Origin of the sequence: Massilia sp. YIM B02769 (genome assembly GCF_030411995.1) — a bacterium.
GTDB lineage: Bacteria > Pseudomonadota > Gammaproteobacteria > Burkholderiales > Burkholderiaceae_D > Telluria.
In genome coordinates this window covers 291,321-313,067 of the sequence record NZ_JASNRC010000008.1, presented here as the reverse complement: position 1 = coordinate 313,067, position 21,747 = coordinate 291,321, and the positions used below count along the sequence as shown (strand labels likewise).

Here is a 21,747-nt window from a genome sequence, read left to right as displayed (position 1 = left end):
ATCCACGCTTGTCACGTACGCAACTTTGTCGCCGACGCTGACTGATGGGACTGGGCCATTTAAGTACCGCTGGTCCATGAATGCAGAGGTGGGGCCGTCAGGCGAAGTCGTGATGTCAGGCGATCCTCAGGGAGGGTCGATAGTCATCAGGGGACGCGGAAGCAACCTCGTCAACGTCGTCTGGGTATCGCTGGAAGTGATCGACGACAACGGCGCCGTTGCGCGCGCAGGTTGCCAGATCTATTGGCAACACGGCTCGGGACAAAACCAATGAAGACGCCTTTTGAGAGGTAGCAGGGTGAAGAAAATCTCATCCTGGGGATCAGCATGGAAGACGATGCCGATGATGGCCCAATTCTGCCGCGAGCAGAAAACGAGCCCGGTGTGCGCCTGCTGCGCTTCGACGGCGAGTTCAGTCGCGCCGGCCGCCGCGATTCCGAGGTGGCGCACCTGGTCAACGAGCTGATTGTCTGGTCCGACACAAGGCCAACCGAGACGTACCGCACCGAGGCGATCGGTGCGATCGACGCCGCCGGCGAAGCGCTGCGCCTGGCTGTCATCAGCAAGATGACCCAGACGCCCGAGTACGTGCGCGCCGAGCAGCACGCGCGCGAGTACCGCGCTGCCGGCTATCCCGAAGGCGACGACGCCTACGTGCCGCCGGGCGTGGCCAGCTGGGCGATGGCGAAGTGGCGCGCCGGCTGGACTGCGCGCCAGGCCGCCGACGACATCCTGGCCACCGCCGACCGCTGGTACGTGCTGCTCGACGATATCCGTGCGCTGCGTCTGGCGAACAAAGAGGACGTCCGCCACGCTGCGACGGCCGGCGAGATCGCCACGATCGTGGCCGACATGGAAGCCGACATGCAGGCGCTGGCCCTGCAGATGAACACCACCACCACGGAATAGCATGCCCAACCTGAGAATCGTTTCTGATAACGCGATCGCGCGCGCGTCGTCGCTCGTCGCTTCCTCCACGGCTGGCGCCCTCGCAGTGAGCAACCTGGCCAGCGATAAGAAGTCCGCCGTCCACCGCGCCACCGGCAAGACAGTGACGTACACGGCGACCTGGGGCGAGGCAGAGCAGGTAGGGTGCGTCGCACTGCCGTTCTGCAACCTCTCGCCGACTGCCCAATGGCGCGTGCGCGCTACTGCCGAGCTGGGCACCACGAACCTGCTGAAGTTCACCGAGACCTTCAACACGTCGAGTCCGACGTGGTGCCTGCCAGGGCTTAGCACCTACAATATTGCGTCTAATACTGGCGTAGCTCCCGACGGGGCTAGCACTGCTGACCGTTTCACCTGGACGAGTGGCGGCGGCACTCTGCAGTACCTGAGCCAGACTGTCACAGGATTGGCAGATAACGCGGTCTATTCAGGGTCTGTGTTCGTCAAGGCACAAGAGTTGGAACGAGTCGCACTGACCCTTATGGACAAAAGCGGCGGCATCAGTGTGCTGGATGTGAATCTCGAAGATGGGCGCACCAGCTACATTCAACAGGCTGCTGGTCAGGCGGTTACCGTGGACGTAGTCCCTGCGCCGAACGGCTATCACCGCCTTAAGCTTAAAGGCTGGAACAGCCTCGCCGGCGGCACTAGCCCGACCTTCCGGATTTTTCCAGGGCTGCAAAGCACTATCGCGAGGATGTTCACAAAGAGCAACCTTAGCGCGAATGATGTCGATACTGGAAACGCTTATCCGAATTGGAGAGTCAGCGAAGTTACCGAGGTAACCGGCACGTCGTCCCTGCATCGTTATGCCGAGGTGCCGATCCGCGCAGAGGCTGGTCGCACTTTGGTCGTTGAGTTGGCGGTAAAACAGAAATCGGGAACCCAGCGGTATGTTGGTGCTGCCATGTCCAGTGGCGGGGTATCTCAGGGAGTTATGCTTAACCTCAGTACGGGAGCAATAAGCTACCAGGTTGGTGCTGACGTCAAAAATGCTTCTGTTGAAGCCGTGGCTAATGGCTATTGGCGCCTCCGTTTCGAGTTCACACCGAAAGCGGACGTGACCGCGTACATGTCTTTCCGGATCAATACTGCCAGCAATGTGTTGGTTGCGCCATATGTGGCCATGACGGGCAACGAGGTTACAGTGCAGGTCGGTAAGTTCTACATCAGCCCCCTGGTGACTGATAACACCTATGCCCCTATGCTTACGAGTGGTTATAACCTGTCTCAGGAGTACTCGACCACGAAGGGAATGCTGGTGTGGGGTGCCATGCTCGAGCCTGGTCCTCAGGTCACCAGCTACTACCCGAGCGTCGCTGCGACCCCTGGCGTGCGGCCGGACGGCTACATGGACAATTGGCAGGGCGCCGGCTACGACAGCGGCTGGGTTCTGGCCTGCCCGGCGCCGGCCGTCAAGCTGCGCGGATTTACCGCGGCCCAGGCGTCGAGCGCTTACGCATATGGCGGCGGCGCCTGCGGACGGCATTGGCTGCCGGCCGCAGTCATGGTGCGCACGCTGAGCGTCGAGATCAACGATCCGGGGAACTTCCAGGGATACGTCGAGGCCGCCGCATGCATGGTAGTCGGTCCGGTACTGACGACGAGGTATAACGCCTCGGCAACATCGGTGTCCGTTATCGATCGGACGGAGATTTCGCGAGGTGCTGCGGGCGATCAGCTGGTGGACCCGGGCACGATCAGCCGCAAGGTTCCCGTCGACTTGCGCGCGATGCCCGAGGTAGACCGCGCGCGGTTCCTCGACCTAGTGCGCAACAGCCGGGCTTACCCGATCCTGATGAGCGTGTTTCCCGAGCACCCAGACCTGGCGCTTGAGCGCGACTTCACGGTCTACGGCCGGCGCACGAAGGATTCCGACATCGCCTACCAGTTCGCAGGCGCGTACTCAACCACCCTTGAAATCGAGGAGATCTGATGCAACCACGTCCAGGAATTGTCACGGTCCGGCTCACCAGCCGCTGGCCCTATAACCCGATCAGCCTCGCGGTCGGCGTTGCCGCTGGCTCGCGCGTATTCAGCCACTCGATCACGATCATCGGCGACCGCGCCTACGAGGCCTCGATGACGCACGGCTGCCGCGCCGACACGGTCGACCAGCTGATGAAGGGAATCGTCGTGTACCGGGATATGCCGGTGGCGGTGCCCGATATCGACGCCGCGCGCGCGTTCGCCGAAGCCCAGGTAGGGAAGGGCTACGACTTCGCCGGCGCCGTCGGCATCCCGCTGACCTACTCGGAAGACTGGACCGATGACAGCAAGTGGTGGTGCAGCGATTACACGTTCGCGATCCTGCTCGCCGGCGGCCTCCGCCTGTTCGACCCGGCCGTGATGAAGCGCGTCCGCCCGATCGACCTGCACATGGCCGACTACCCCAAGTCCCAACTGATGCGCGCCTGATCGGCGTGCTCGCCATCCAGGCCGCGACCAGCGGCTTTTTTTTACGCCCAATGAAAAGGCATCCATGAGCAAATCTAACATCCCCGAAATGACGAGCTACGCCGGCGCGGCCAGCTCGCTCGGGATCGGCACCCTGACGATGAACGATTGGGCCATCTTGGTCGGCATCCTGATGGCCATCCTGACCTTCCTGCTGAACGCCTGGTATGCGGACCGCAGGGACAAGCGCGAGCAGCGACTGAAAGACCTCGAAGAGCAGGAGCTGCTCGCGCGCATCCTCGCGCAGGGGATGAAGAAGTGATCCGGCGCGCTGGCTTGGCCAGTATCGTCGGCGCCGCGGTGGCGGCCGCGCTGCTTACCTTCACGCCCAGCTTCGAAGGCACGAAGCTGACCACCTACCGCGACCTGGCCGGCGTGCTGACGTACTGCACCGGCGCCACCGAGAACGCGATGTGGGGCAAGACATACACGCCGGCTGAGTGCCGCGCCCAGCTCGAGCGTGACCTGGAGCGGCACGCCGCCGGCGTCGCGCGCTGCGTGCCGATGAGCCGGCTGACCGCTGGCCAGCGGGTCGCGTTCGTCGACGCCGCGTACAACATCGGCGTGTCGGCGTTCTGCGGATCGAGCATGGCGCGCCGGGCCAATGCTGGCGACATGGCCGGCGCCTGCGACGCGTTGCTCATGTGGAACAAGGTCGGCGGCAAGGAAGTGCGCGGCCTCACGCGCCGGCGCCAAGCCGAACGCGAGCTGTGTTTGAAAGGACTGCTATGATCGACATCACCCTGACGAATTACCGGATCGCTGCCGGCGCGGCGGCGCTCGCCCTGGTGCTGGCCGGTGCGGCCGCCGCCGGCGCCGTCGTCAACGGCTGGCGCCTGGATGGTGTGCACCAGCGGGCGATGGCGGTCGAGAAGGGCGGTCGCGTCGCCGCCGAGAAGCTGCTGGCCGAGCAGAGCGCCGCGATCGAAAAGCTGGGTGCCGAGAAGCGCGCTGCCGACGAGCGCCGCCAGGTGGCCGAGAAGTTCGCCGCCTCCGCCATCGCGAGGACGAGGAACCGCGGCGCGGCCGTGACAGCCAGCCAGGCGCCGGACTGCAGCGGCGTGATGCGCGAGGCGTGGGAGGGCTGGCGGTGAGGGCGCTGATCCTGTGCTTGCTGCTGTCCGGCTGCGCGGCCGAGCCGCAGAAGATCCCGGTACCGGTCACAGTCGGCTGTGTCGGCAAGGTGCCGGCGCGCCCGGTAGGCACTTTCGGCGCCGGCGCCTACCCGGGCGACAAGGCAGCCGCGCAAGCCGCACTAATCGACAGCGCCGCCTGGGAGGGCTACGCCCTAAAGCTCGAGGTGATCATCGCCGGGTGCACTCCCGTGCATGAAACGAACGTGCCTTGACTCCTACTGCAATGCGTCAAGTAAGCTCAACGTTTGAGCAGAAGGACTCGTGCTTACTTATCTTGGCGCATCGCGCAGTAGTCGCTTTTGCAATGCAATACCAGCACGCCACAGCACAGGCATCCGTGTCAAAAGTTCTAGTCGCTTGATGCGACGCGAGCGCCGGCGCGCGAACTCAATCGCTTCAACCACGTCAAAGCGCTTGGCCTCTGCAGCCGTCCTGCTCAGGCTTATGAAGAACTTATCGTCTAGAACGTGGCTGATATAGATCTTGCGTACTCGATCCATTTCAAACTTTTTGCGGTCAAATAATATTGCGTCGTCTAGCTTTCCGAACAAATCAAGCGCGATCATAGTGCGATAGCACTTTTCGCATCTGCTGCAATTCTGGTGATCTTGGCCTTTTGAGTCGGCGCCGCGATAGCAGACATGCAACTCGCGCATAGCGCGCTCGTGCTCGGCCAAGTAACCAATTTTCTCGGTCCGCGACAGAGCCACTCCGTCGTGGACGAACTTAGTACGCAAGGTCGAATACTGTGTGTCGAGCAGTGGGTGCGAGCCCCAAGGATCAAGACTATCGTAATCGTAGGACGAAGGAATCAGAATTTCGCCGAAGTACGATTCGAAGAGCAAGCCGACCGCTGTTAATGCCGGCCCATGTGAAACTGCTTCCCAGTGAGCGTGACGCCACCGGGTTTCCCGGATGTTCGTTGCTACAGCTACGAAACGCTTGCCGTAGTCATTTGCAATTCGAGCTAGTCGGATCTGATGCTGCTCAAACGCTTCAGCATTCGCCAGAGGCATGTCAAAGCCGTGAACTGTGATCCACGTAGTCGCATCTGGTCTTCTCAACACTGTAAAAGTTGAGTCTACGCCAGCGGAGAAAAAGGAGGCAACATCGGTTGGCCTAGCATGAACTGGCTCAACATGTGGCACCCTCACCTGCACAAGGTGCATCTTCGGATACCACTTGCGCCATAGGCGCATCACTGCATCGACCCCAAGCAACAGACTCGGGTCAACCGGAAGATCAATTTCAAGATCCTCGCCCAACGTTGCAGCCAATGGCAACAGGATAGCTAGCCAAGGGTTGCCGGACAGACTCGGCAGGTATTCAAACGGAAGCTCAAACCAATAATCTTCGCGGGAGTTATCGGCGTATTCTACAATTCCAGTTAGCCTATGACGACCATCTGGACGGGGAATAACATGTGTTTCAATCAGGCGCATGATATCGCTTTAGCCTCTAGTTCAGCCTACAAAGATAGGCTCGGAAATGGGAGGATTATAGTTACCTGAGTCCTGAAAAGATGCTTGAAAAGTCACAAAAGTGTGAACGGATCTTTAAAAGTGTTAAACGGAGTGAAGCCTTGCGGTAAGGGTTGGGGTAGCGCAAGATCACGAATATTTAGGCGGCAAACTTGCCCGCATCCCCCAAGCGCGCGCCCATCTTATGGCGGCACTGCGTACCTGATCGTCGTCGGCAAAGATGAACCGATTTAAGGCCAGTGAAGATCGGTACCGCGCGTATGCACTGCCGGTAAGAAAAGGCGGGCGTCTCATGCACCTGAGCGCTAATGCAGTGTCTCGTCCGACCAGGTCACCGCAAGGGCCTGTTCGACGACGACCTCATCCGCCATGGATTGGAGCGGAAGTTCGGCGTCCGGCGCGAAGGCAATGATTTGGCAATGGTCAGGGTCGGCTTGGTTCAAGCGGATCCACTCGTCGCGTGAAACGGTCTGGCCTGTCGGCACTGGCAGCGTGATCCAGAAGCCGGTCTCGCGCTCCGCGATAACCTGGTAAAGGTCGAGCATCGCATCCATGTGAGCACCCTCGCATCCTCATGATGGGATGAGCTTACGACTGCAGGAAGCAGGTGTCACGAGTTGCCGTGCGCGACCATGCGCAGTGCATAGTTGTGCCGCAGTCGAGTTCGCTGCTGTGTCAACGTCATGCATTGGACTTAGACTCTGGGCTGTTTGTGCGGCAGAATGGGGTAACTTCACTTCATTGCGCTGAGAGGCAACTATGAAGACGTTCCTGTTGGTGGAGCAAGCGGCGCAGACGCGAGAGGTAGTCAAATCCATGATCCAGAATCTCGGCCACCATGTAGTGGCGGTCCCGGATGCGCTCACGGCGCAGCAGATCATGAGCTACGTTCTCTTCGACGCGGTGTGCACGCCGTACGACGACAGCCTCATTACCGACGCGGAAAGAACGAGCCCTCCGACCCGAGTGATCCTGCTGCTCGATAAGCAACTTGACTCCGAAAAAATCATTCGGTTCGACAGCTTTCTGTCCAAGCCATTTTCGATATCGACGCTGCGTGACGCAATCGAGACTGCGCTTGCCCATGCAGCATAGCCCAGGCAGTCTGACGAAAAAAAGCCCGATTGCGGTCGGGCCAGAAGTACAACTTCGGAAGCGCAATAATACGCGGCAATTCTTCGTGATGTCGCAATCGGGATCAGGCCGCCGTGTCACGCCGCAATGGCGCCACGGTGGCGCTGGTCTGTATCTTGCCGCAGTAGTCGGCCCAGACCTGCATGAGGACCTTGCGCTTCTCGATCAGGTCGCCGCGCCGATAGGCCGCCTCGACCTTGTCCGGAAGGCTGTGGGCCAGGGCGTGCTCGCAGACCTCGCGCGGGAACGAGTTGCCGACCGACTCCGCGCACCAGTCGCGGAACGTCGAGCGGAACCCGTGGATGGTGATGTCTTTGCGATCCATGCGGCGAAGCACCGCCGTCAAGCTCATGTCCGACATTGGCGCATCACCGCGCTGGCCCGGGAAGACGTGCTCGCCGACCGCCGGTAGCGAACGCAACAGGGCCAGCGCATCCGTCGACAGAGGAACCCGGTGCTCGCGCCCGGCCTTCATCCGTTCGGCCGGCACAGTCCAAACCGCCACATCCAGGTCAATCTCATTCCAGCGCGCGCCGCGCACCTCACCGGATCGGCCAGCGGTCAGAATGGCGAACTCGACCGCGCGCGCGGCGCCGCCGGCGCGCTGGCGCAGGTCGACCATGAAGGCGCCGATGTCCTGCCACGGCAGGGCGGCATGGTGCGCGACCTTCGCGACCTTGTTCGGGTCCGCCAGCAAGTTGTCCAGGTGGCCGCGCCAACGCGCCGGGTTCTCGCCTGTTCGGAACTTGCTCACCGTCGCCCAGTCGAGGATGTTCTCGATCCTGCTACGCAGCCTGGTTGCCGTCTCCGTTTTCTCCTGCCAGATCGGCTGCAGCACCTTCACGACCAGCGCGGTGTCGATGGCTGCCACCGGCAGCTTGCCGATGATCGGGCTGGCATAGGTCGCTATCGTGCTTTCCCACTGGGCCGCGTGCTTGGCGTTCTTCCAGCTGCCACGATGCGCTGCGATATACTGCTCAGCGCAATGGTCGAACGTGACAGTCCGCGCGCGCTCGAGAGCGGCGTCGAGCTTCACCGCGTTGCGCGCTTCAAGAGGGTCGGTCCCTTCCAGCAGCAGCGCGCGGCACTCCTTCGCTTTGTCGCGCGCTTGGGCCAGGCTCACGGTGTGCAGCGGGCCGAGGCCCATCTCGCGCTGCTTGCCGCCCATCCTGAAGCGGAAGATCCAGCTCTTCGTGCCAGCCTTGGCCACCTGCAAATACAGCCCGGCGCCGTCGTTGTAGTAGCCCGGCGCAGTGGCGCGCGTCACCGCCAGCGCACTGAGCTTTTCGACTGTCCTTGCCATTCTCTACCCCCACCTGTACCCACACACGATAGGCGGATTGTACCGGAATTTAGCGGACTAAGCCGGACAATCGAAGAGCGAATACGCGAGCAAAATCAAGAACATACGGATTCAGGCGGACGGTGCCGGATTCTACTCCGGCGGACCCTCTCTCCGCCAGGAATTTCCACGGCACGTAAGTGCCTGATAACAAAGCGTTTTCCGGCCAATCCTTTTCCATTGTTGGAGTGGCGATTTGGAGTAATGGAAAACGCTTTTCTCATTGCTTGACGCCTTCGATTGCTGGTGCATCTGGCATGTCGTAAACCCGGTTACCTTTCCTCAGATTCTCTAAGGGCGTGAGCAAGCGCAGGTTATTTGCTATGTGCAAGTCGCATACGGTTTCGCCCCGTAAAGGGTAAATGTGATCAACGTGCATGCCTGATGCCGCCGCCTCTGTGTATAGCCGATCGACCGCCGTCAAGTCACCCCACGTCGGGATGGCGTTCAGAAGCTTCGCCCGGTGTTTCGCTGCTTAGGCCGCGTTCTTGCCTTGGTTGGCGCGTTCCAACTCGCTATTGCGTTCGGCAAGTTCGTCTTCATGATCCACCAGCCATTCCGCGTAAAGCTTAGCCTGCTGCGCTTGTTTTGATGGGTTAGGTCGATACCCTCGCTTCTTCATTTCCATTGTCATGTCATGTAAGCCGCTTCTACGATCCTTTACGTCCGAGCGTTTAGAAAAGTAGAGCAGCCCCTCATTCTGTGATTACAACTTGAGATGTAGGGACGCAGCAGACGACAATGGAAAGTTCCAAATAGGTATACCCATCGAGAGCCAAGGATCGGACTTTTGAAGAGTCTCGGGGGCGAACTTGGTGCTCGCATCAACATGCTTACCCAGTCAAACGCGCGCGTGCGCATCAGGAAACGCACTTGCGGGCGCGCATGTAGAGATCGCATGGGTACGGGGGATGTGCGCCTGCGTCCGGTTCGAGGTGGTCTCTCGGATTTTTGCGGTGAAACTTTTTGACCCTCCTCCTACGGGGCAACGCCACCTCCCTAGACGTTCAAAGACGTTGACATTACGCAAGAAGTTTGTCACATTGTCAATCTAAATACGCTAGGTAGCTGAGATGAACATATCACAAGCAAAAATTCGTCGCTTTATAACCCATTCCGTTGGTAACAAGTTACGTGACGAGGGAATCCTGATTTCGAAAGAGGCGACGGAGCTAGATGAGAACGTCGGATCTATTATCTTAAGAAACTATTTAGGCGGCATTAGGAATTCAGAAATTTTTCGATTCTTTCACGAATCGGACACCAATCTTAACGAAATTAAAGTTTTCGCCGAATCAATTTTCGATAATGATGAAGGCTTCAACGTTACTTCTGAAAAAATAGCCAAGCATCTATACAGCAAATCTACCCACCCTAGCGTGCCAAGCGGCGATCTTTTTATTGTCTTGTTTTCTGGGGTTTTAATCGAAGAAAAAGAGGTTGATGCGTTGGGCATCTTTAAGACGGAAACGAAGGAAGATTTCCTTTCCGTTTACGAAGAAAATGGCGCGCTTCTAGTACGAGGAAGTCTAGGAATTGATCCACGCAATCTCCAAAAGGCCGCGATAATCCCTAAGGGCCATGATTTCCTTTACGCTTTTGAAAAAGGGTCTTCGACTTCTTATTGGCTAGATGAATTCCTAAAAGTACAAAAGTTACCTACAAAGAAGTCAGCAGCATCGTATGTCGCCAGACTGGTCAAGGAAACGGTGCGCGAGATTGGGGAGCCACAAGCGGTTGCAAGCTATCAGCAAGAGATCAACCGCGTGCTCGCCGACGATGCTCCAACAATCCAAGGGCTTCTCGATGCAGGCGAATCATTTGTTGGTCCTGAGAAGGCAGCGAAACTACGCCATATGGTGGATACAGCTACGGGACTGGAGTTAGAGCCTAATCATGTGCTTGAGCAGAAAACAACATACCGGGCAGCCGCTAATGTGTTTAAGCGCGTCCCAATTGCAAAGGGCATAGAATTACTGCTTTCGGCCCAAACTTCTGCGAAGGCAATAAAAAGCGCATTTTCCAGTGATCGGCGCTTTGTAACAATTACTATTGAAATGGAAGGGGCGAAATGAGCGGCGAAAACTCTAAAAGTTCGGGTGAGTACGGTGAAAGGCTCGGGCTGAGTTTTTTGGAGATGATCGGATGGAGTTCAAGCCTCAGGTCCGTCAGTATCAAGTGTAGCAACGGTGCACATCGTACTCCTACCGATAAGCAAAAAGGCAGCCATGGGGACGATCGTGTCTATATTTATAATAACCCATTTTATGACGACCGGACGGATATTGTTCACATATCTATCAAGAACAACTTGGATGGTTATGCGGAGCGAGATACTGAACTGAAATCCCAGTTCAAAGCACATTTGGAACAAGCTAACGACATCATCGCATGTGCTCAGTACGACCAATCATTGTTGGAGTTGTTGTCGAGTTTCGACGGAAGGCGATACAAGGAACATTCTGGCCTGTTGATCTGGACTAGCACCGATATGAAGTCAGTAGACCGAGACATTCTTTCGGTTGTCAAAAACGTCCGACTCGATGAAACGTGCACAAAGAATGTGTACTTTGTTGACGGAGCGCGAATTGAATTTTTCAAAAAAATCACCGACCATGTGAAGAAAACATCTAGTGGACACTACGATTTTCTTTACCCGGAAACGGGAAACCTCGTGAACAGGCTGGACGAGCGCCACGGGAATGTCCTTCCACTAGAAATGGTCGTCGCGGATGTAATCCCAATGAAGGTCGTTTTGGATGGGGAGGAAACGTTGTTCGTCTACGTCAACCAGTCATTCGATCGTGACGCATACCGCCGCGTGCTCTCGTTGGCCCTTGGCATCGCAGGTGCATGGACTCGGGAGGTTCGAATTGGTTTTCCGGACTTTAATCTAGCGCAGCATAGGAATGAAGCACAAAGTGCGGAACTGCCATTTGTCGCTCGTAAGAAGAAATTCGTACCATTCTGCTTCGTCCCATCCAACCTGGACTCCCTTGACTATGACTGACAGTCTCCAAAAGAAGATCGAAGCCGATAACTGGCTACCGCACGGTGAACAACTCCGAATTTTACTCGGGAGTGATCATATATCATACGGAGAAGTAGCATCGACTTTACGGGCGAAGGGCGTGTTCTGCGCAAATAATTATAAGGAACACACGATCCCGATTCTCGCGTCTTCCATATTGCGTCCTGACGAATTCGTTGCGCTGCTTGAAACCTCAATCTCGCGGGAAACGAAGCCGAAGGAACAACCCCAGGAGATCAAGCTAGTCAACGCGGACGTCGATTGGCAATCGTGTATTCGTACTATCAGCGGTCGCCTAGTGGACCTTGTTGATCTCGATAAAATCCACGGGGTGAGGTTTACGTCTAACCCCACATTGGCTTTTGACGGCACACATTCTGCATCTATCGAGTATAAGATTAACAGGCGCGACTATAGTCAGGACCTACTGGGGCGTGATCTGAACTTTACTGGGAAGATTGTCATAAAGCAGCAAGGAAGGGATTTGCGGTTAGAGGTGCTGTCGCAAGTCTCGTCAAGAGAGACGCAGAAAATCAATGATCAGATTCTGAAGACTGTGACTTCAACGTTCAAGCAGAGCGGGGTTAGTAGGGATAGTGAACCATTAAAGATACTGTTTGGCTCATTTGAAAACAAAAGCCGTATTCTATTCTTTTTAAAAATCGCGGCGCACTTTGGCGGTAACAAGGAACCAGGCACCATCGTTGACGTTACTATCAGACGAAATGAGCGACTTGAATCACTACCAGATGCTCCAGAAATAAAGTGGATGGAAGGGGCTGTTCGTAATCTCAAGATCGACGGAGACAAACTGAACGATATTGCTCTGTTCGCGAGTAAGGAACACTACGAGTACTTCTTCATTACTAAACTCATGGTTGAGTATTCTTTCCAACTCGGACCAAACACTGGAACGTGCACCGTAATTTATAACTTCGACCGTATCAAGACTGCTGAACGAATCATGTACGCTCCGTTCATGTACTCTGTCGACAGGGTAACGATCAGCGGTGGAAACGCGAGTGCTAAGACGATTGCGGGCGTGCGGCAACAGATCACCGATACGGTACGCCGACAAGTTAACGCGTTGTTCAGTGAGTTGCGGAAGACTGAGGTTGGCGAAACCTGAGCCTGGCGAAATTTCAGTGTAGATGCGGAGTAAGCGCAAAGTGTAAAGGTCGTGGCTTTGCTCGCTATATCGCCATTAAATAATGTTAACAATGCTTTTTTAGAACGTATGTATTTCGTTCTATAAGCGCAGAGTTGACCGGGTTAGAAATCGCACGAATACTGTTTTAGACGTTTTTCGAAGAAATAGAGGAGCGCAGTAATGCTTACGCCCCTCTCACTTGCGCTTGTGCAAACTCAGGTAAAGCTCCAGTTTTTACGGACGCGCTGCTGCAGCGTCACACACTTCTGGCGTAATGATCGACGCGATAACCCGAAATGCAAAATTGTGAAATACTTCGACGAGGCTAATGCACAGAACAGCATTGCCGACAGCGTATATGTCATCCTGTTGCGCAAGGTAGTGCTCTTCCATCACTGGGTCGGTGACAGACAGCAGGTACTGGGTGCCAAGAACAGTAAAACGAGCCCGGACTCGGCGCCGTGAAGGATTGTTCTCAAAGCCGGCTTCGGCCTGAACCTGTACTGTCAAGTCGTTCACAGCGACTAGTTGCAGCGAACGCCCGATGTTGGCAACATCTGCCTCAGCCACTTTGTCACGCAGCCCGTGATAGGTGCTTTGGGAACTTCCCCAAAAGGCGGGGGCGGGCGCCTCAACAGCGGCGAGGACTTGTTGCCAAGTTGCAACGCCTTGTTTAACCCAATATTGGTGGTCGTTCAGGACGTGGTTTTCCACCTGATGACCTTGAATATCGGGGCGGAGGAGTGGAATCGCGACAATGTCGAGCAACTGTGCCTTGGTTCCGTTGTGGTAGCGGCGCTCTTCTTCGGAAACCTCATGTCCAGAACGAGTACTGATCGGACGTACCCAACCGCCGATTTGGCCGTTAATAAATTCTTTCCCTGCAATGCAACGCCCAGAAGGGGGCTTCCTAGAGTTGGCTAAACAGATAATAGTTTTTGTGTACATGATATACAGCAGAAGTGTTAGAAAACTTACCGTGTGAATACACGAGCTAACCAGTCTATTTCAGCACGGAAATAGAACTTTTGCAACAACTGTGAGAGCACCTCATGCTGCTTCTGTCTACTTGAGTTAAAGTGCATAAATAGAATGCTGCTGCCCTCCAAACGATCATTGCCGGAGGAAATCAATGAAAGTTAAATTTCGGCCACAAGGGGATACACTTGAACGTCTACACGATAGGTTTCACAAAGAAGAGCGCGCAATCGTTTTTCACCTTGCTTAAGAAGTCAAATGTTCGCACTCTCGTTGATGTGAGACTAAATAACGTCTCTCAGTTAGCGGGCTTCGCTAAGAAAGACGACCTCAAATATTTTTTGCGTGAAATTTGTGATGCAGAATATGTCCACGTGCCCGACTTAGCACCAACAAAGGACATTCTGGAACCGTATAAAGATGGCAAAATTACGTGGACAGCCTACGAAGACAAGTTTCTAAATTTGATGGCTCGAAGGAATATTGAGAGAAGCGTGCGGCCACAATTGTTAGACCAAGGCTGCTTACTTTGCAGTGAGCACGAGCCTCATATGTGTCACCGCAGACTGGTAGTCGAATACCTCAACAAGAACTCAGATCTGAACTTGACTGTGAATCATCTTTTTTGAGAATGCCTACTGTTCTTATTCTTTACCCAGTCGAGTTTGCAAGTCAAAGCAAGTTCAACAGAAAGATAGAGAAGATTCTTAGTAGGATTAAGAACTTCTCCGTTGTATTTCCTCATGACAATAAGAGCCTTATCCAAGAATTCTTTCTCAGCCGTTCAGATGCCACCTTAATCCAGGCTGCGGATTGGTCTTCTTTTTCTATCACGCATGCCATCGTCTTTGATGATGGAGAGGTTTTTCGGAAGGAAGTTGAACTGCTGAAAGATGGGGGCATCCCAATCCGTGAAATTCAGATAAGGATTACTCGCGTTGTTAACATAAAGAAGGAAACGCACTTTGCATCGCAAAGAAGCACTTTGAGTTATGAGTACATCGGCAGAGGATCTTATTGGGGAAATCCTTACTCCATGTTCACCGGTGGGGAGAGTCGTGACGAAGTGATCAGGAAGTTCAAGTATGACTTCGAGTTCGATAAATTCCCAAACAAAAAGAAAACCGAAGTGTATAAACTTGCTGGAAAGAGATTGGGCTGTTTCTGCAAGCCTGATGCTTGCCACGGCGACGTGTTGGCTGAATTCCTAAATAGTTGGGACGACGGGCAGTGAATATGCGTTTGGCTACTCGGGCCAAAAGTATCGCTGGATGAAAAACTTACGCTGCGGAAGTGACGTGGGCTGAGCAGCAAGCTGAGCCGCCTCGGGTTCCGTGGACGCCACTTAATTCGTGGTATATGGCCGCACGATTCGAGTAGGCGTTATGGTTGAATCAGGCCACCGTTTCCAGCCTCGCTAGTTTAAGGGCGCGTGTCTTCCAAGAAGCACGACGGTTGATCAACTCAACCTTGTAGAGCCCATTAACGGTCTTGGATGGTCTCGGCTAGTCATTGTCGTAGCTGTCCCCCTTACTTCACAGGCGGCACAACGCGGTTCGACCAGTTGTTCGGTGTAGCGGATAGTGACGCATTGTCCGCCGCAATCGCTGTGATGGACCAGTGTCGTCGTTCCGCTCGGGCTGGCGCGCTTACAACACCTGCTTCAGGCGGTGAGCTCGACTCGCTGGCAGCTCCGCTGACTATGCGCACAGTGTCACTCGATGGCTACGTTATCAAGAAGACATCACCCGTTGAAAGTATGTGGTGTGGGCAAGGATAGAGTGATAGCATGTCTTCTCGATCAACCACACCTCAAGGGGGAACTATGTCCGAGCGTGATGACTCGATTGACGACGATGAACTTCCAACTCTCCAAGACATGTTTGGCTATGATAATGAGGAGGATAATGAAGAGGCGGCTCTGGATTACGTCTTGAAGATTCAGGAAAACTCGTCTGACTGAATTAAGCGGTGACGTCCATTCGAGCTCGGTGCACCACCAGACGGCGCTCGCTGGGGACTTGTCGACCGGCATTTCATTTTTCGAGGACCCTTTCGTTGCTGCAATATGCTGCGTTAAGTGTTAGATGAGCCAAGCCGGACTGCAGGTAGGACGGGGGGCACTTTGGTTTGTGGTTCGCATCTTGACGTGCCAAAAAAGTTGCAAGGAGATAGCAATGCCGACTCGCGGTTTCCATTCTGAATGGATCACCCTCCGTTCGAAGAACGATCATCGAATTTTGCTTGAGTGTAGAGCCAGCTTCCCCTCGGAGGACGAGAAGTTCATCGCACGTGTAGCGGTCGAACTGATCGATCGGAACTCAGGAGGCGACGCGCGTGTTCTGCATGTGTACTACGACGACAAATCGTGCATGCATACTGTGACTATCGCTTCGACAGATAAAGATGATTCCCCTTTGGAGGGGGAGCTCCTTAACGTGTTGCAGGCAATCTTCGGTAATGGTAACCCTCAGGTCGACTTCAGATATGTCGAACCGGGAGATAGAGGCTCAGATCACTATGATCACATGGAGCATCTTAGCGTAGGTGCTGATATCGCTGCTGATCGATGGAAACACCACGATGCCAAAAACATGGCAGCTGTCAGCAGTCCAAGTTGATGGGAAAGGAGGGAATAACAATCCCTTCCTGCACAGATAACCTGTCATAATGCTCATGATGCTGTAACTGAACGTATACATTTCCGTCTACAATAGCAGAGCCGGACGGGCTGAAATCCGCATGGATACTGGGTTCGGAGGTTTTTCAGGGGAATCCCCCACTCTCCGCCAAGATACCCAAAGGCCCCTTTGAAGGGGCTTTTTTGTTTTCGACCGCCTCACAGACTTTCTCGCCTGCTCTGAAGCTTTCGTTCCTGCCTTCCAGGTATCCTTTGTTCCCTATTTGTACACTTGTCCCGATTGAACACTGTTACCTGTAACGCATTGCGTTAGTCCCAATATGGGACTACCATGCAGACATGCGCTTCCTTTCCCTTCCTACCTTACGCGCTTTCTATGACCAACCGGCATATGCCGACTCGAAACAAGCGCTTCTTACCTGGCATGGTCATGTGCTCAAGGCCAAGTGGCAGGACCCTGCTGACGTCAAGGCTGACTTTGGCACGGCAAGTATTCTCAAGGAAGGGCGGGTGGTTTTCAATATTGCTGGGAACAAGTACCGCTTAGTTACGTCCATCAACTATCCATATGGGATTGTTTTCGTAAAATTCGTTGGGACCCACAAGCAGTACGACGCCATCGACGCACAAACGATTGAGGGGCATCATGGACATTAAACCAATCCGAACGGAAGAAGATTATTACGCTGCACTTGGCGAAGTAGAGTCGCTGATGTCTGCCGAGTTTGGCACGTCGGAAGGTGACCGGCTCGACGTCCTGGCTACATTGGTCGAGGCATACGAAGCAAAGCACTATCCAATGGAAGCAGCAGACCCGATCGAAGCCATCAAATTCGAGATGGAACGTAAGGGGCTCACCGTAAAGGACTTGGAGCCAATGATCGGACGCACGAACAGGGTGTACGAGGTCTTGAGCCGCCGGCGCCCCCTCACGCTGCCAATGATCTGGCGTCTGCACAACGGCTTGGGCATTCCGGCGGAGTTACTTATCCGGCCACCGAAGGTTGCGGCTTGATGTAGGTGCGTATCGGAACAGGCTTGTTCCGATACCTCTGCGTTTCAAGGGCTGATAGCGGTGCCGATACGTTCTCGCACGTGACGCGGGAGTCGTCCAACGCCAGGAAAAACCTCACGGGCGTCTTGACGCGCTGAGGCGAGCTAGGGGCAGTATCGTTTCCAGCGCTTACAACCTGCCCCTCAACGACCGCCCCGGCTGATACACCACCCGCCCAATCACGCTGAACTCCCCACTCCTCGCATTCACCGGCCCGAAATCCGGATTCACCGAATGCAGATACCACTCGCCATTACGCTTGACCATCTGCTTCACGCAGCAATCGCCATCGAAGTTCAGCGCATACAATTCCCGGTTCACTAGCTTCTTGTCGGTTGGATCGATCACGATCACGTCGTCCTCGAACATCAGCGGTTCCATGCTCTGGCCGCGCACCTGGATCGCGATCAGCTTGTCCGCATTCAGCTTGCCGCGCTCGAGGTCGACGCGCGGGATGCGAATGCTGCCGCCATCCTCGACCACCGGTTCGGTGCCGAAGCGCGCAACGCCAGCCCGCAACTTCAGGGTCACGAGCCGCACGCCCACCGTGTCCGGGTCTTCCCACGCCAGCACGCGCTTCGCCCTGGCCAGCACGCTGTCGTTCGCCGCCGCGCCGTCCGGCATGGCAGCGGACACGTAGTCGCTCAATTGTTCCTGCAAGCGGGGACTGAAGTCCGCCACCGGGCAGCCCATGACCGAGGCGAAGCGCGTGGCGGCGCCGACGTTCAGGGGGATGCGGCCGTTCAGGTACTGGCTGAGCGCGCTCTGGTTGAAGCCCAATAGTTCGCTGGCCGCCTCCTGGGAAGCAGGCTGGCCGGCGTCCTTCTGGCGCTTTTGCCACTCGGCGAAGCGCTGCTTCAGGCGGGCGGCGTCGTCGAGCTGCGCTTGGGAAAGTGGAAGGGCGGGCATGGTGGAAAAGATGTCGAAAATCGCATTCTACAATCAGTCTGACTGTTGAACAAGAAAATTAGTCGGACTGTTGACCTTGAAGATTAGTCAGACTAATATAAAGCCATTGGAGGCGTTTGAGCGAGCACAAAAGCGGGGCGATTTCGAGAAAGTCATGCCACCGCACGCCGTTGTTTTTTGAACTGGCCAACGCCGGCGCTGGGCGGCGGCTGTTTCCGGGCACAGGCATCAGGCCCGATGGAAAGGCACACAATGAGCAAGATCACCGTACCGGAAAGCAGCGGCATTGCCGGCATCGTCAGCGCCATCTGCGCATCGTTCACCCTGGCCGAAATCGGCGCCATGGTCGGCATCGCCACCGCCATCCTGAGCTTCATGCTGAACGCCATCTATATGCGGCGCAAGGATGCACGCGAGCAGCGCCAGGCCGACCTGGCCGCACGCGAAAGCGAAGCGCGCCTGGCCGCCCTCGACCTGCACGCACCAGCCACCGGGAGAGGAGAACGCGTCAAGCGCTGGCTGAAGGGGCGATAAATTTTCTTAAAGATAATTAAATGAGCATGGTTTTGCGTTACCCTTGTCATTACAAAAAATTAATTTTTGCGTGTTTGCGACATAGTCGTACCTCAACGGGGGCGGGTGCTGGATGCTTATCGATGGCAAGCAATTGGAACGGGATGCGGTGCTGCGCGCCGAGATCTGCATCGTCGGCACCGGCATGGGCGCGCTCTCGGTTGCCAGCGCCCTGATTGCCGAACGGCGCAGCGTGCTGTTCATCGAAACCGGTCCGCTCGAGCAAACGCGCCGCGCCCATGCCGCGCTGCAGATCGAAAACGTCGGGCGGCCGTTCGGCATATCGACCAGCCGCGGACTCGAAGTGGGCGGCGGGACCGCGTTCTGGCATGGGGTCTGTGCGCCGCTGGACGAGGAGGATTTCCAGGCGCGTCCGTGGATCGCCCATAGCGGTTGGCCGATCGGGCGCAGCGAGCTCGACCCCTGGTATGCGACGGCGGAGGAATTCCTGTGCGGCAGGCTCGACAGGATGGCCTGCAACACCGATCAGGGCGCCCGTCTTGCCGGACACCTCGATCGCAGGAAAATGGATCGCCAGACAGCGGATCGCCGGACAACGGATGTGCTCGACGCCAAGACTTATTGCTACCGCTCGTCGCCGTTTCGCGGCAAGGAGCTGCTGCGGGAGTGGTGCACGCACGGCAGGGCGCGCTGCGTCTACAACAGCACCGCGTTGCGCCTGCTGCACCAGCACGGCAAGGCGCACACCCTGGTGGTCGGGAGCGCGGGGCACCAGTTCAGCGTGATCGCCAACAAGTTCGTGATCGCGGCGGGCGCGCTGGAAACGCCCCGCCTGCTGCTCAATTCGTTGCTCGATTCGCTGCAGGGTACGCCTGCACGGGCCGCGTCGCCGCCGGCGTCGTGGTGGCTGGGGCGCAATCTCATCGACCATCCCGTTGGCTACCTGTCGCAGATCAGGTTCCACTTGCCGTCGACGGATGACGGCGCGGCGCTAGACAGGCGCGACCCTGTGCTGCGGGTGTTTCCCGGTTTCGTGCTCACGCCCGGCATCCAGCACCAGCACCAGCTGCCGAATCACACCATGTTTGTCAGGCAGGGCATCAGCAGCCGCCCGGTACCGAACAGGGCGGTGATGTCCTTCCTCGGTGTGCGGGGCACGCGCGACATCCGCCTGACGCACCTGACCTCGCTGACGCGCCACCCGTACATCCTCTGGCGCATCGCGCACCAGAAACTCAGCCTGCGCCCGCGCTCGCGCTATGGCGACCTGTTCTTCATGACGGAACAGTTGCCGAATCCGGACAGCCGGGTCAGCCTGTCCGAACGCCAGCGCGACAGGTTCGGCCTCCCGATTGCGCGCGTGGACTGGCGCCTCAGCGAGCAGGACATCTCGATGTTCGCGGATTACCACCAGCTGCTGATGGCCAATCTGCGCGAGCACGAGGAAGTGCGCGGGCTGCGCGCCGATTCGATGGCGCGCTGGGAAGACTCGCTGGCGTCCGGTGCGCACCACCTCGGCACGGCGCGCATGGCAGCCAGCGCCAGGGACGGGGTGGTCGATGCCGATCTCAAGATCTTCGGTTTCGAGAATGCCTGGATCAGCGACGGGTCGGTGTTCCCGACAGGCGGCAGCGTCAATCCTTCGCTGACGATTTGCGCGCTCGGCCATCGCCTTGGCCACCACCTGAACCGGCTCTCGGCCTGAGGACGGCCCGTACAGCGCGATGCCGTTCTAACCCTGCCGCGGCCGCAGCGCCGCCACCAGCGCGGTGCCGAGCACGGCCAGCAAGGCAATCCCCGCCGACACGTAGCCTACATGGCCCGCGCCCCAGTGCGACACGCTCAGGCCCCCGATCATGGCGCCGAACGCGATGCCGCCATTCGCCGCCGATACGTTGATCGTCCCGGCCAGCGCCTGTGCCTTTTCGGCCGCCTTCATCACGCGGATCTGGCAGATCGGGTACAGCGCCGTATTCGCAATCCCCCACACGGCCAGTGCCAGCGCAAACGGGACGCGCGAGCCGGTCAACGCCATGGTCGCCGCCATGCCCAGCGCCAGCAGCAGGCTGAACAGGGCAGTGGTGGCGAGCGGCTTGCTGTCGACCCAGCGCCCGCCCAGCCAATTGCCGAACAGGCCCACCGCGCCAAAGCCCATCAGCCACCAGCCCACCTGGGCGGGCGCGATGCCGGCCGATTTTTCCAGCGTCTCGGCCAGGTAGGTGTAGCCCGCGAACATGGCCGTGAACACCAGCACCGACAGGGCCACATTCGCCAGGAAGAAGGGGTTTGTCAGGATCGTGGCCTGTTCGCCGATGGCGACCTTTTCGGGGGCGCGCACGGCCGGCATGCTGATCTGGATGAGCACCGCGATCAGCAGCGACAGCGCCGCCAGCAGGGCAAAGGCGCCACGCCAGCCGATGGCGTCCGACGCCAGCGTACCGAGCGGGATCCCGAACAACATCGCGGCGGAGATACCGAGGTAGACCGTGGACACGGCCTTGCCGCTATTCCCCGGCCCGGCGATCTGCGCCGCCGTTTCGCTGGCGGTGCCCCAGAACACGGGCAGCGCGAGCGCCGGCAGCAGGCGCGCAATCGCCAGCACCCAGATGTTCGGCGCGATCGCCGCCAGGCCGTTCGACGCCGCGAACAGGACCAGGATCGCCACGAACAGGCGCCTGCGGTCGACGTTGGCCAGCCAGGCGGTCAGGAAGGGGCCGCACAGCATGACGACCACGGCGAACAGGGTCACCAGCTGGCCCGCGGTCGACACGGCGATGCCGAGGTCGCGCGCGAGCGCCGGCAGCAGGCCGACGATCAGGAATTCCGTGGTGACGATGACGAAGGCCGCAATGGCCAAGATGGGAATCGATGCGCCGCCGGAACGCGGCACGGAAGAGGAAGCATAGTTTGTTGTAGTCATTGCACAAATCCATAATAAGACCGTGCATGCTA

At 57.1% G+C, this 21,747-nt stretch carries 27 protein-coding genes; 20 read left to right on the top strand and 7 right to left on the bottom strand.

All coding sequences use genetic code 11. The features are described 5' to 3' along the window. The 8 genes from QPK31_RS15235 to QPK31_RS15200 all read left to right on the top strand — a co-directional run. A partial coding sequence (locus QPK31_RS15235; protein WP_290423776.1) for a hypothetical protein occupies window positions 1–274 on the top strand: 274 nt, incomplete at its 5' end. Between the two features lie 110 nt (window positions 275–384). After that, window positions 385–909, top strand: coding sequence for a hypothetical protein (locus QPK31_RS15230; RefSeq protein ID WP_290423775.1), 525 nt, complete (start codon window positions 385–387; stop codon window positions 907–909). A gap of 1 nt (window position 910) precedes the next feature. Continuing rightward, on the top strand, window positions 911–2,884 hold the full coding sequence (locus tag QPK31_RS15225) for a hypothetical protein (protein ID WP_290423774.1): 1,974 nt from the start codon (window positions 911–913) through the stop codon (window positions 2,882–2,884). Continuing rightward, window positions 2,884–3,366, top strand: coding sequence for a hypothetical protein (locus QPK31_RS15220; protein ID WP_290423773.1), 483 nt, complete (start codon window positions 2,884–2,886; stop codon window positions 3,364–3,366). Before QPK31_RS15225 ends, QPK31_RS15220 begins: the two co-directional genes overlap by 1 nt. A 64-nt stretch (window positions 3,367–3,430) precedes the next feature. Beyond that, window positions 3,431–3,667: an HP1 family phage holin gene (locus QPK31_RS15215; RefSeq protein ID WP_290423772.1), complete on the top strand. Its 237-nt coding sequence runs from the start codon at window positions 3,431–3,433 to the stop codon at window positions 3,665–3,667. 14 nt (window positions 3,668–3,681) lie between these two features. Then, window positions 3,682–4,137, top strand: a complete 456-nt coding sequence (locus QPK31_RS15210) for a lysozyme (protein ID WP_290423771.1) — start codon at window positions 3,682–3,684, stop codon at window positions 4,135–4,137. Next, entirely contained in the window at window positions 4,134–4,499 is a 366-nt protein-coding gene (locus tag QPK31_RS15205) for a hypothetical protein (protein WP_290423770.1), read from the top strand. Before QPK31_RS15210 ends, QPK31_RS15205 begins: the two co-directional genes overlap by 4 nt. After that, entirely contained in the window at window positions 4,496–4,753 is a 258-nt protein-coding gene (locus QPK31_RS15200) for a hypothetical protein (protein WP_290423769.1), read from the top strand. The genes QPK31_RS15205 and QPK31_RS15200 overlap by 4 nt, the downstream gene beginning before the upstream one ends. 57 nt (window positions 4,754–4,810) lie before the next feature. Here the strand turns inward: QPK31_RS15200 and QPK31_RS15195 are convergent, their stop codons facing one another. Next, the gene (locus QPK31_RS15195) at window positions 4,811–5,983 is read right to left on the bottom strand and encodes a hypothetical protein (RefSeq protein ID WP_290423768.1); all 1,173 of its coding nucleotides are present in this window, start codon (window positions 5,981–5,983) and stop codon (window positions 4,811–4,813) included. Between the two features lie 344 nt (window positions 5,984–6,327). Then, the gene (locus QPK31_RS15190) at window positions 6,328–6,576 is read right to left on the bottom strand and encodes a hypothetical protein (protein WP_290423767.1); all 249 of its coding nucleotides are present in this window, start codon (window positions 6,574–6,576) and stop codon (window positions 6,328–6,330) included. A gap of 205 nt (window positions 6,577–6,781) precedes the next feature. On the opposite strand from QPK31_RS15190, the gene QPK31_RS15185 reads away from it, so the two are divergent. Further along, entirely contained in the window at window positions 6,782–7,117 is a 336-nt protein-coding gene (locus tag QPK31_RS15185; RefSeq protein WP_290423766.1) for a hypothetical protein, read from the top strand. Window positions 7,118–7,220: 103 nt separating this feature from the next. Here the strand turns inward: QPK31_RS15185 and QPK31_RS15180 are convergent, their stop codons facing one another. Then, window positions 7,221–8,459, bottom strand: coding sequence for a site-specific integrase (locus QPK31_RS15180; RefSeq protein WP_290423765.1), 1,239 nt, complete (start codon window positions 8,457–8,459; stop codon window positions 7,221–7,223). Window positions 8,460–8,973: 514 nt separating this feature from the next. Then, window positions 8,974–9,126: a hypothetical protein gene (locus tag QPK31_RS15175; protein WP_290423764.1), complete on the bottom strand. Its 153-nt coding sequence runs from the start codon at window positions 9,124–9,126 to the stop codon at window positions 8,974–8,976. A gap of 445 nt (window positions 9,127–9,571) precedes the next feature. Between QPK31_RS15175 and QPK31_RS15170 the strand changes: the two genes are divergently transcribed. Genes QPK31_RS15170 through QPK31_RS15160 form a run of 3 tightly spaced genes read left to right on the top strand, consistent with a single transcriptional unit; the run spans window position 9,572 to window position 12,658 of the window. Further along, the gene (locus tag QPK31_RS15170) at window positions 9,572–10,573 is read left to right on the top strand and encodes a nucleoid-associated protein (RefSeq protein ID WP_290423763.1); all 1,002 of its coding nucleotides are present in this window, start codon (window positions 9,572–9,574) and stop codon (window positions 10,571–10,573) included. Beyond that, the gene (locus QPK31_RS15165; RefSeq protein WP_290423762.1) at window positions 10,570–11,508 is read left to right on the top strand and encodes a hypothetical protein; all 939 of its coding nucleotides are present in this window, start codon (window positions 10,570–10,572) and stop codon (window positions 11,506–11,508) included. The genes QPK31_RS15170 and QPK31_RS15165 overlap by 4 nt, the downstream gene beginning before the upstream one ends. Then, window positions 11,501–12,658, top strand: a complete 1,158-nt coding sequence (locus tag QPK31_RS15160) for a hypothetical protein (RefSeq protein WP_290423761.1) — start codon at window positions 11,501–11,503, stop codon at window positions 12,656–12,658. The genes QPK31_RS15165 and QPK31_RS15160 overlap by 8 nt, the downstream gene beginning before the upstream one ends. 255 nt (window positions 12,659–12,913) lie before the next feature. Here QPK31_RS15160 and QPK31_RS15155 read toward each other — a convergent pair whose 3' ends face one another. Next, window positions 12,914–13,627, bottom strand: a complete 714-nt coding sequence (locus tag QPK31_RS15155) for a hypothetical protein (RefSeq protein WP_290423760.1) — start codon at window positions 13,625–13,627, stop codon at window positions 12,914–12,916. Between the two features lie 218 nt (window positions 13,628–13,845). Between QPK31_RS15155 and QPK31_RS15150 the strand changes: the two genes are divergently transcribed. The 6 genes from QPK31_RS15150 (at window position 13,846) to QPK31_RS15120 (ending at window position 17,313) form a co-directional block, all read left to right on the top strand. Then, window positions 13,846–14,286 (top strand): DUF488 family protein, encoded by a 441-nt coding sequence (locus tag QPK31_RS15150; RefSeq protein WP_290423759.1) that lies wholly within the window; start codon window positions 13,846–13,848, stop codon window positions 14,284–14,286. Window positions 14,287–14,288: 2 nt separating this feature from the next. After that, the gene (locus tag QPK31_RS15145; protein WP_290423758.1) at window positions 14,289–14,891 is read left to right on the top strand and encodes a DUF4326 domain-containing protein; all 603 of its coding nucleotides are present in this window, start codon (window positions 14,289–14,291) and stop codon (window positions 14,889–14,891) included. Between the two features lie 591 nt (window positions 14,892–15,482). Further along, window positions 15,483–15,620 (top strand): hypothetical protein, encoded by a 138-nt coding sequence (locus QPK31_RS15135; protein ID WP_290423757.1) that lies wholly within the window; start codon window positions 15,483–15,485, stop codon window positions 15,618–15,620. Window positions 15,621–15,834: 214 nt separating this feature from the next. Continuing rightward, window positions 15,835–16,278, top strand: coding sequence for a hypothetical protein (locus QPK31_RS15130; RefSeq protein ID WP_290423756.1), 444 nt, complete (start codon window positions 15,835–15,837; stop codon window positions 16,276–16,278). A 359-nt stretch (window positions 16,279–16,637) separates the two neighbouring features. Continuing rightward, window positions 16,638–16,955 carry a type II toxin-antitoxin system HigB family toxin gene (locus tag QPK31_RS15125; RefSeq protein WP_290423755.1) on the top strand — a complete coding sequence of 106 codons (318 nt, stop codon included), beginning with the start codon at window positions 16,638–16,640 and terminating at the stop codon, window positions 16,953–16,955. Next, window positions 16,945–17,313, top strand: a complete 369-nt coding sequence (locus tag QPK31_RS15120; protein ID WP_290423754.1) for a type II toxin-antitoxin system HigA family antitoxin — start codon at window positions 16,945–16,947, stop codon at window positions 17,311–17,313. The genes QPK31_RS15125 and QPK31_RS15120 overlap by 11 nt, the downstream gene beginning before the upstream one ends. A gap of 168 nt (window positions 17,314–17,481) precedes the next feature. Here the strand turns inward: QPK31_RS15120 and QPK31_RS15115 are convergent, their stop codons facing one another. Continuing rightward, window positions 17,482–18,261: an XRE family transcriptional regulator gene (locus QPK31_RS15115; RefSeq protein ID WP_290423753.1), complete on the bottom strand. Its 780-nt coding sequence runs from the start codon at window positions 18,259–18,261 to the stop codon at window positions 17,482–17,484. Window positions 18,262–18,513: 252 nt separating this feature from the next. Here QPK31_RS15115 and QPK31_RS15110 point away from each other — a divergent pair, with 252 nt between their 5' ends. Next, window positions 18,514–18,795 (top strand): hypothetical protein, encoded by a 282-nt coding sequence (locus QPK31_RS15110; RefSeq protein ID WP_290423752.1) that lies wholly within the window; start codon window positions 18,514–18,516, stop codon window positions 18,793–18,795. Between the two features lie 112 nt (window positions 18,796–18,907). Further along, complete coding sequence (locus tag QPK31_RS15105; RefSeq protein WP_290423751.1) at window positions 18,908–20,500, top strand: GMC oxidoreductase; 1,593 nt, start codon at window positions 18,908–18,910, stop codon at window positions 20,498–20,500. Between the two features lie 27 nt (window positions 20,501–20,527). Here the strand turns inward: QPK31_RS15105 and QPK31_RS15100 are convergent, their stop codons facing one another. Beyond that, on the bottom strand, window positions 20,528–21,715 hold the full coding sequence (locus QPK31_RS15100) for an MFS transporter (protein ID WP_290423750.1): 1,188 nt from the start codon (window positions 21,713–21,715) through the stop codon (window positions 20,528–20,530). Window positions 21,716–21,747: the final 32 nt, after the last annotated feature.

Bases quoted from the DNA above. Each gene is read 5' to 3' on its own strand.
- QPK31_RS15195 (WP_290423768.1), bottom strand. From the start codon at position 5,983: ATGCGCCTGATTGAAACACATGTTATTCCCCGTCCAGATGGTCGTCAT.
- QPK31_RS15170 (WP_290423763.1), top strand. From the start codon at position 9,572: ATGAACATATCACAAGCAAAAATTCGTCGCTTTATAACCCATTCCGTT.
- QPK31_RS15215 (WP_290423772.1), top strand. From the start codon at position 3,431: ATGAGCAAATCTAACATCCCCGAAATGACGAGCTACGCCGGCGCGGCC.
- QPK31_RS15175 (WP_290423764.1), bottom strand. From the start codon at position 9,126: ATGGAAATGAAGAAGCGAGGGTATCGACCTAACCCATCAAAACAAGCG.
- QPK31_RS15130 (WP_290423756.1), top strand. From the start codon at position 15,835: ATGCCGACTCGCGGTTTCCATTCTGAATGGATCACCCTCCGTTCGAAG.
- QPK31_RS15135 (WP_290423757.1), top strand. From the start codon at position 15,483: ATGTCCGAGCGTGATGACTCGATTGACGACGATGAACTTCCAACTCTC.
- QPK31_RS15110 (WP_290423752.1), top strand. From the start codon at position 18,514: ATGAGCAAGATCACCGTACCGGAAAGCAGCGGCATTGCCGGCATCGTC.
- QPK31_RS15160 (WP_290423761.1), top strand. From the start codon at position 11,501: ATGACTGACAGTCTCCAAAAGAAGATCGAAGCCGATAACTGGCTACCG.
- QPK31_RS15225 (WP_290423774.1), top strand. From the start codon at position 911: ATGCCCAACCTGAGAATCGTTTCTGATAACGCGATCGCGCGCGCGTCG.
- QPK31_RS15165 (WP_290423762.1), top strand. From the start codon at position 10,570: ATGAGCGGCGAAAACTCTAAAAGTTCGGGTGAGTACGGTGAAAGGCTC.
- QPK31_RS15185 (WP_290423766.1), top strand. From the start codon at position 6,782: ATGAAGACGTTCCTGTTGGTGGAGCAAGCGGCGCAGACGCGAGAGGTA.
- QPK31_RS15145 (WP_290423758.1), top strand. From the start codon at position 14,289: ATGCCTACTGTTCTTATTCTTTACCCAGTCGAGTTTGCAAGTCAAAGC.
- QPK31_RS15155 (WP_290423760.1), bottom strand. From the start codon at position 13,627: ATGTACACAAAAACTATTATCTGTTTAGCCAACTCTAGGAAGCCCCCT.
- QPK31_RS15180 (WP_290423765.1), bottom strand. From the start codon at position 8,459: ATGGCAAGGACAGTCGAAAAGCTCAGTGCGCTGGCGGTGACGCGCGCC.
- QPK31_RS15120 (WP_290423754.1), top strand. From the start codon at position 16,945: ATGGACATTAAACCAATCCGAACGGAAGAAGATTATTACGCTGCACTT.
- QPK31_RS15205 (WP_290423770.1), top strand. From the start codon at position 4,134: ATGATCGACATCACCCTGACGAATTACCGGATCGCTGCCGGCGCGGCG.
- QPK31_RS15125 (WP_290423755.1), top strand. From the start codon at position 16,638: ATGCGCTTCCTTTCCCTTCCTACCTTACGCGCTTTCTATGACCAACCG.
- QPK31_RS15190 (WP_290423767.1), bottom strand. From the start codon at position 6,576: ATGGATGCGATGCTCGACCTTTACCAGGTTATCGCGGAGCGCGAGACC.
- QPK31_RS15115 (WP_290423753.1), bottom strand. From the start codon at position 18,261: ATGCCCGCCCTTCCACTTTCCCAAGCGCAGCTCGACGACGCCGCCCGC.
- QPK31_RS15100 (WP_290423750.1), bottom strand. From the start codon at position 21,715: ATGACTACAACAAACTATGCTTCCTCTTCCGTGCCGCGTTCCGGCGGC.
- QPK31_RS15105 (WP_290423751.1), top strand. From the start codon at position 18,908: ATGCTTATCGATGGCAAGCAATTGGAACGGGATGCGGTGCTGCGCGCC.
- QPK31_RS15220 (WP_290423773.1), top strand. From the start codon at position 2,884: ATGCAACCACGTCCAGGAATTGTCACGGTCCGGCTCACCAGCCGCTGG.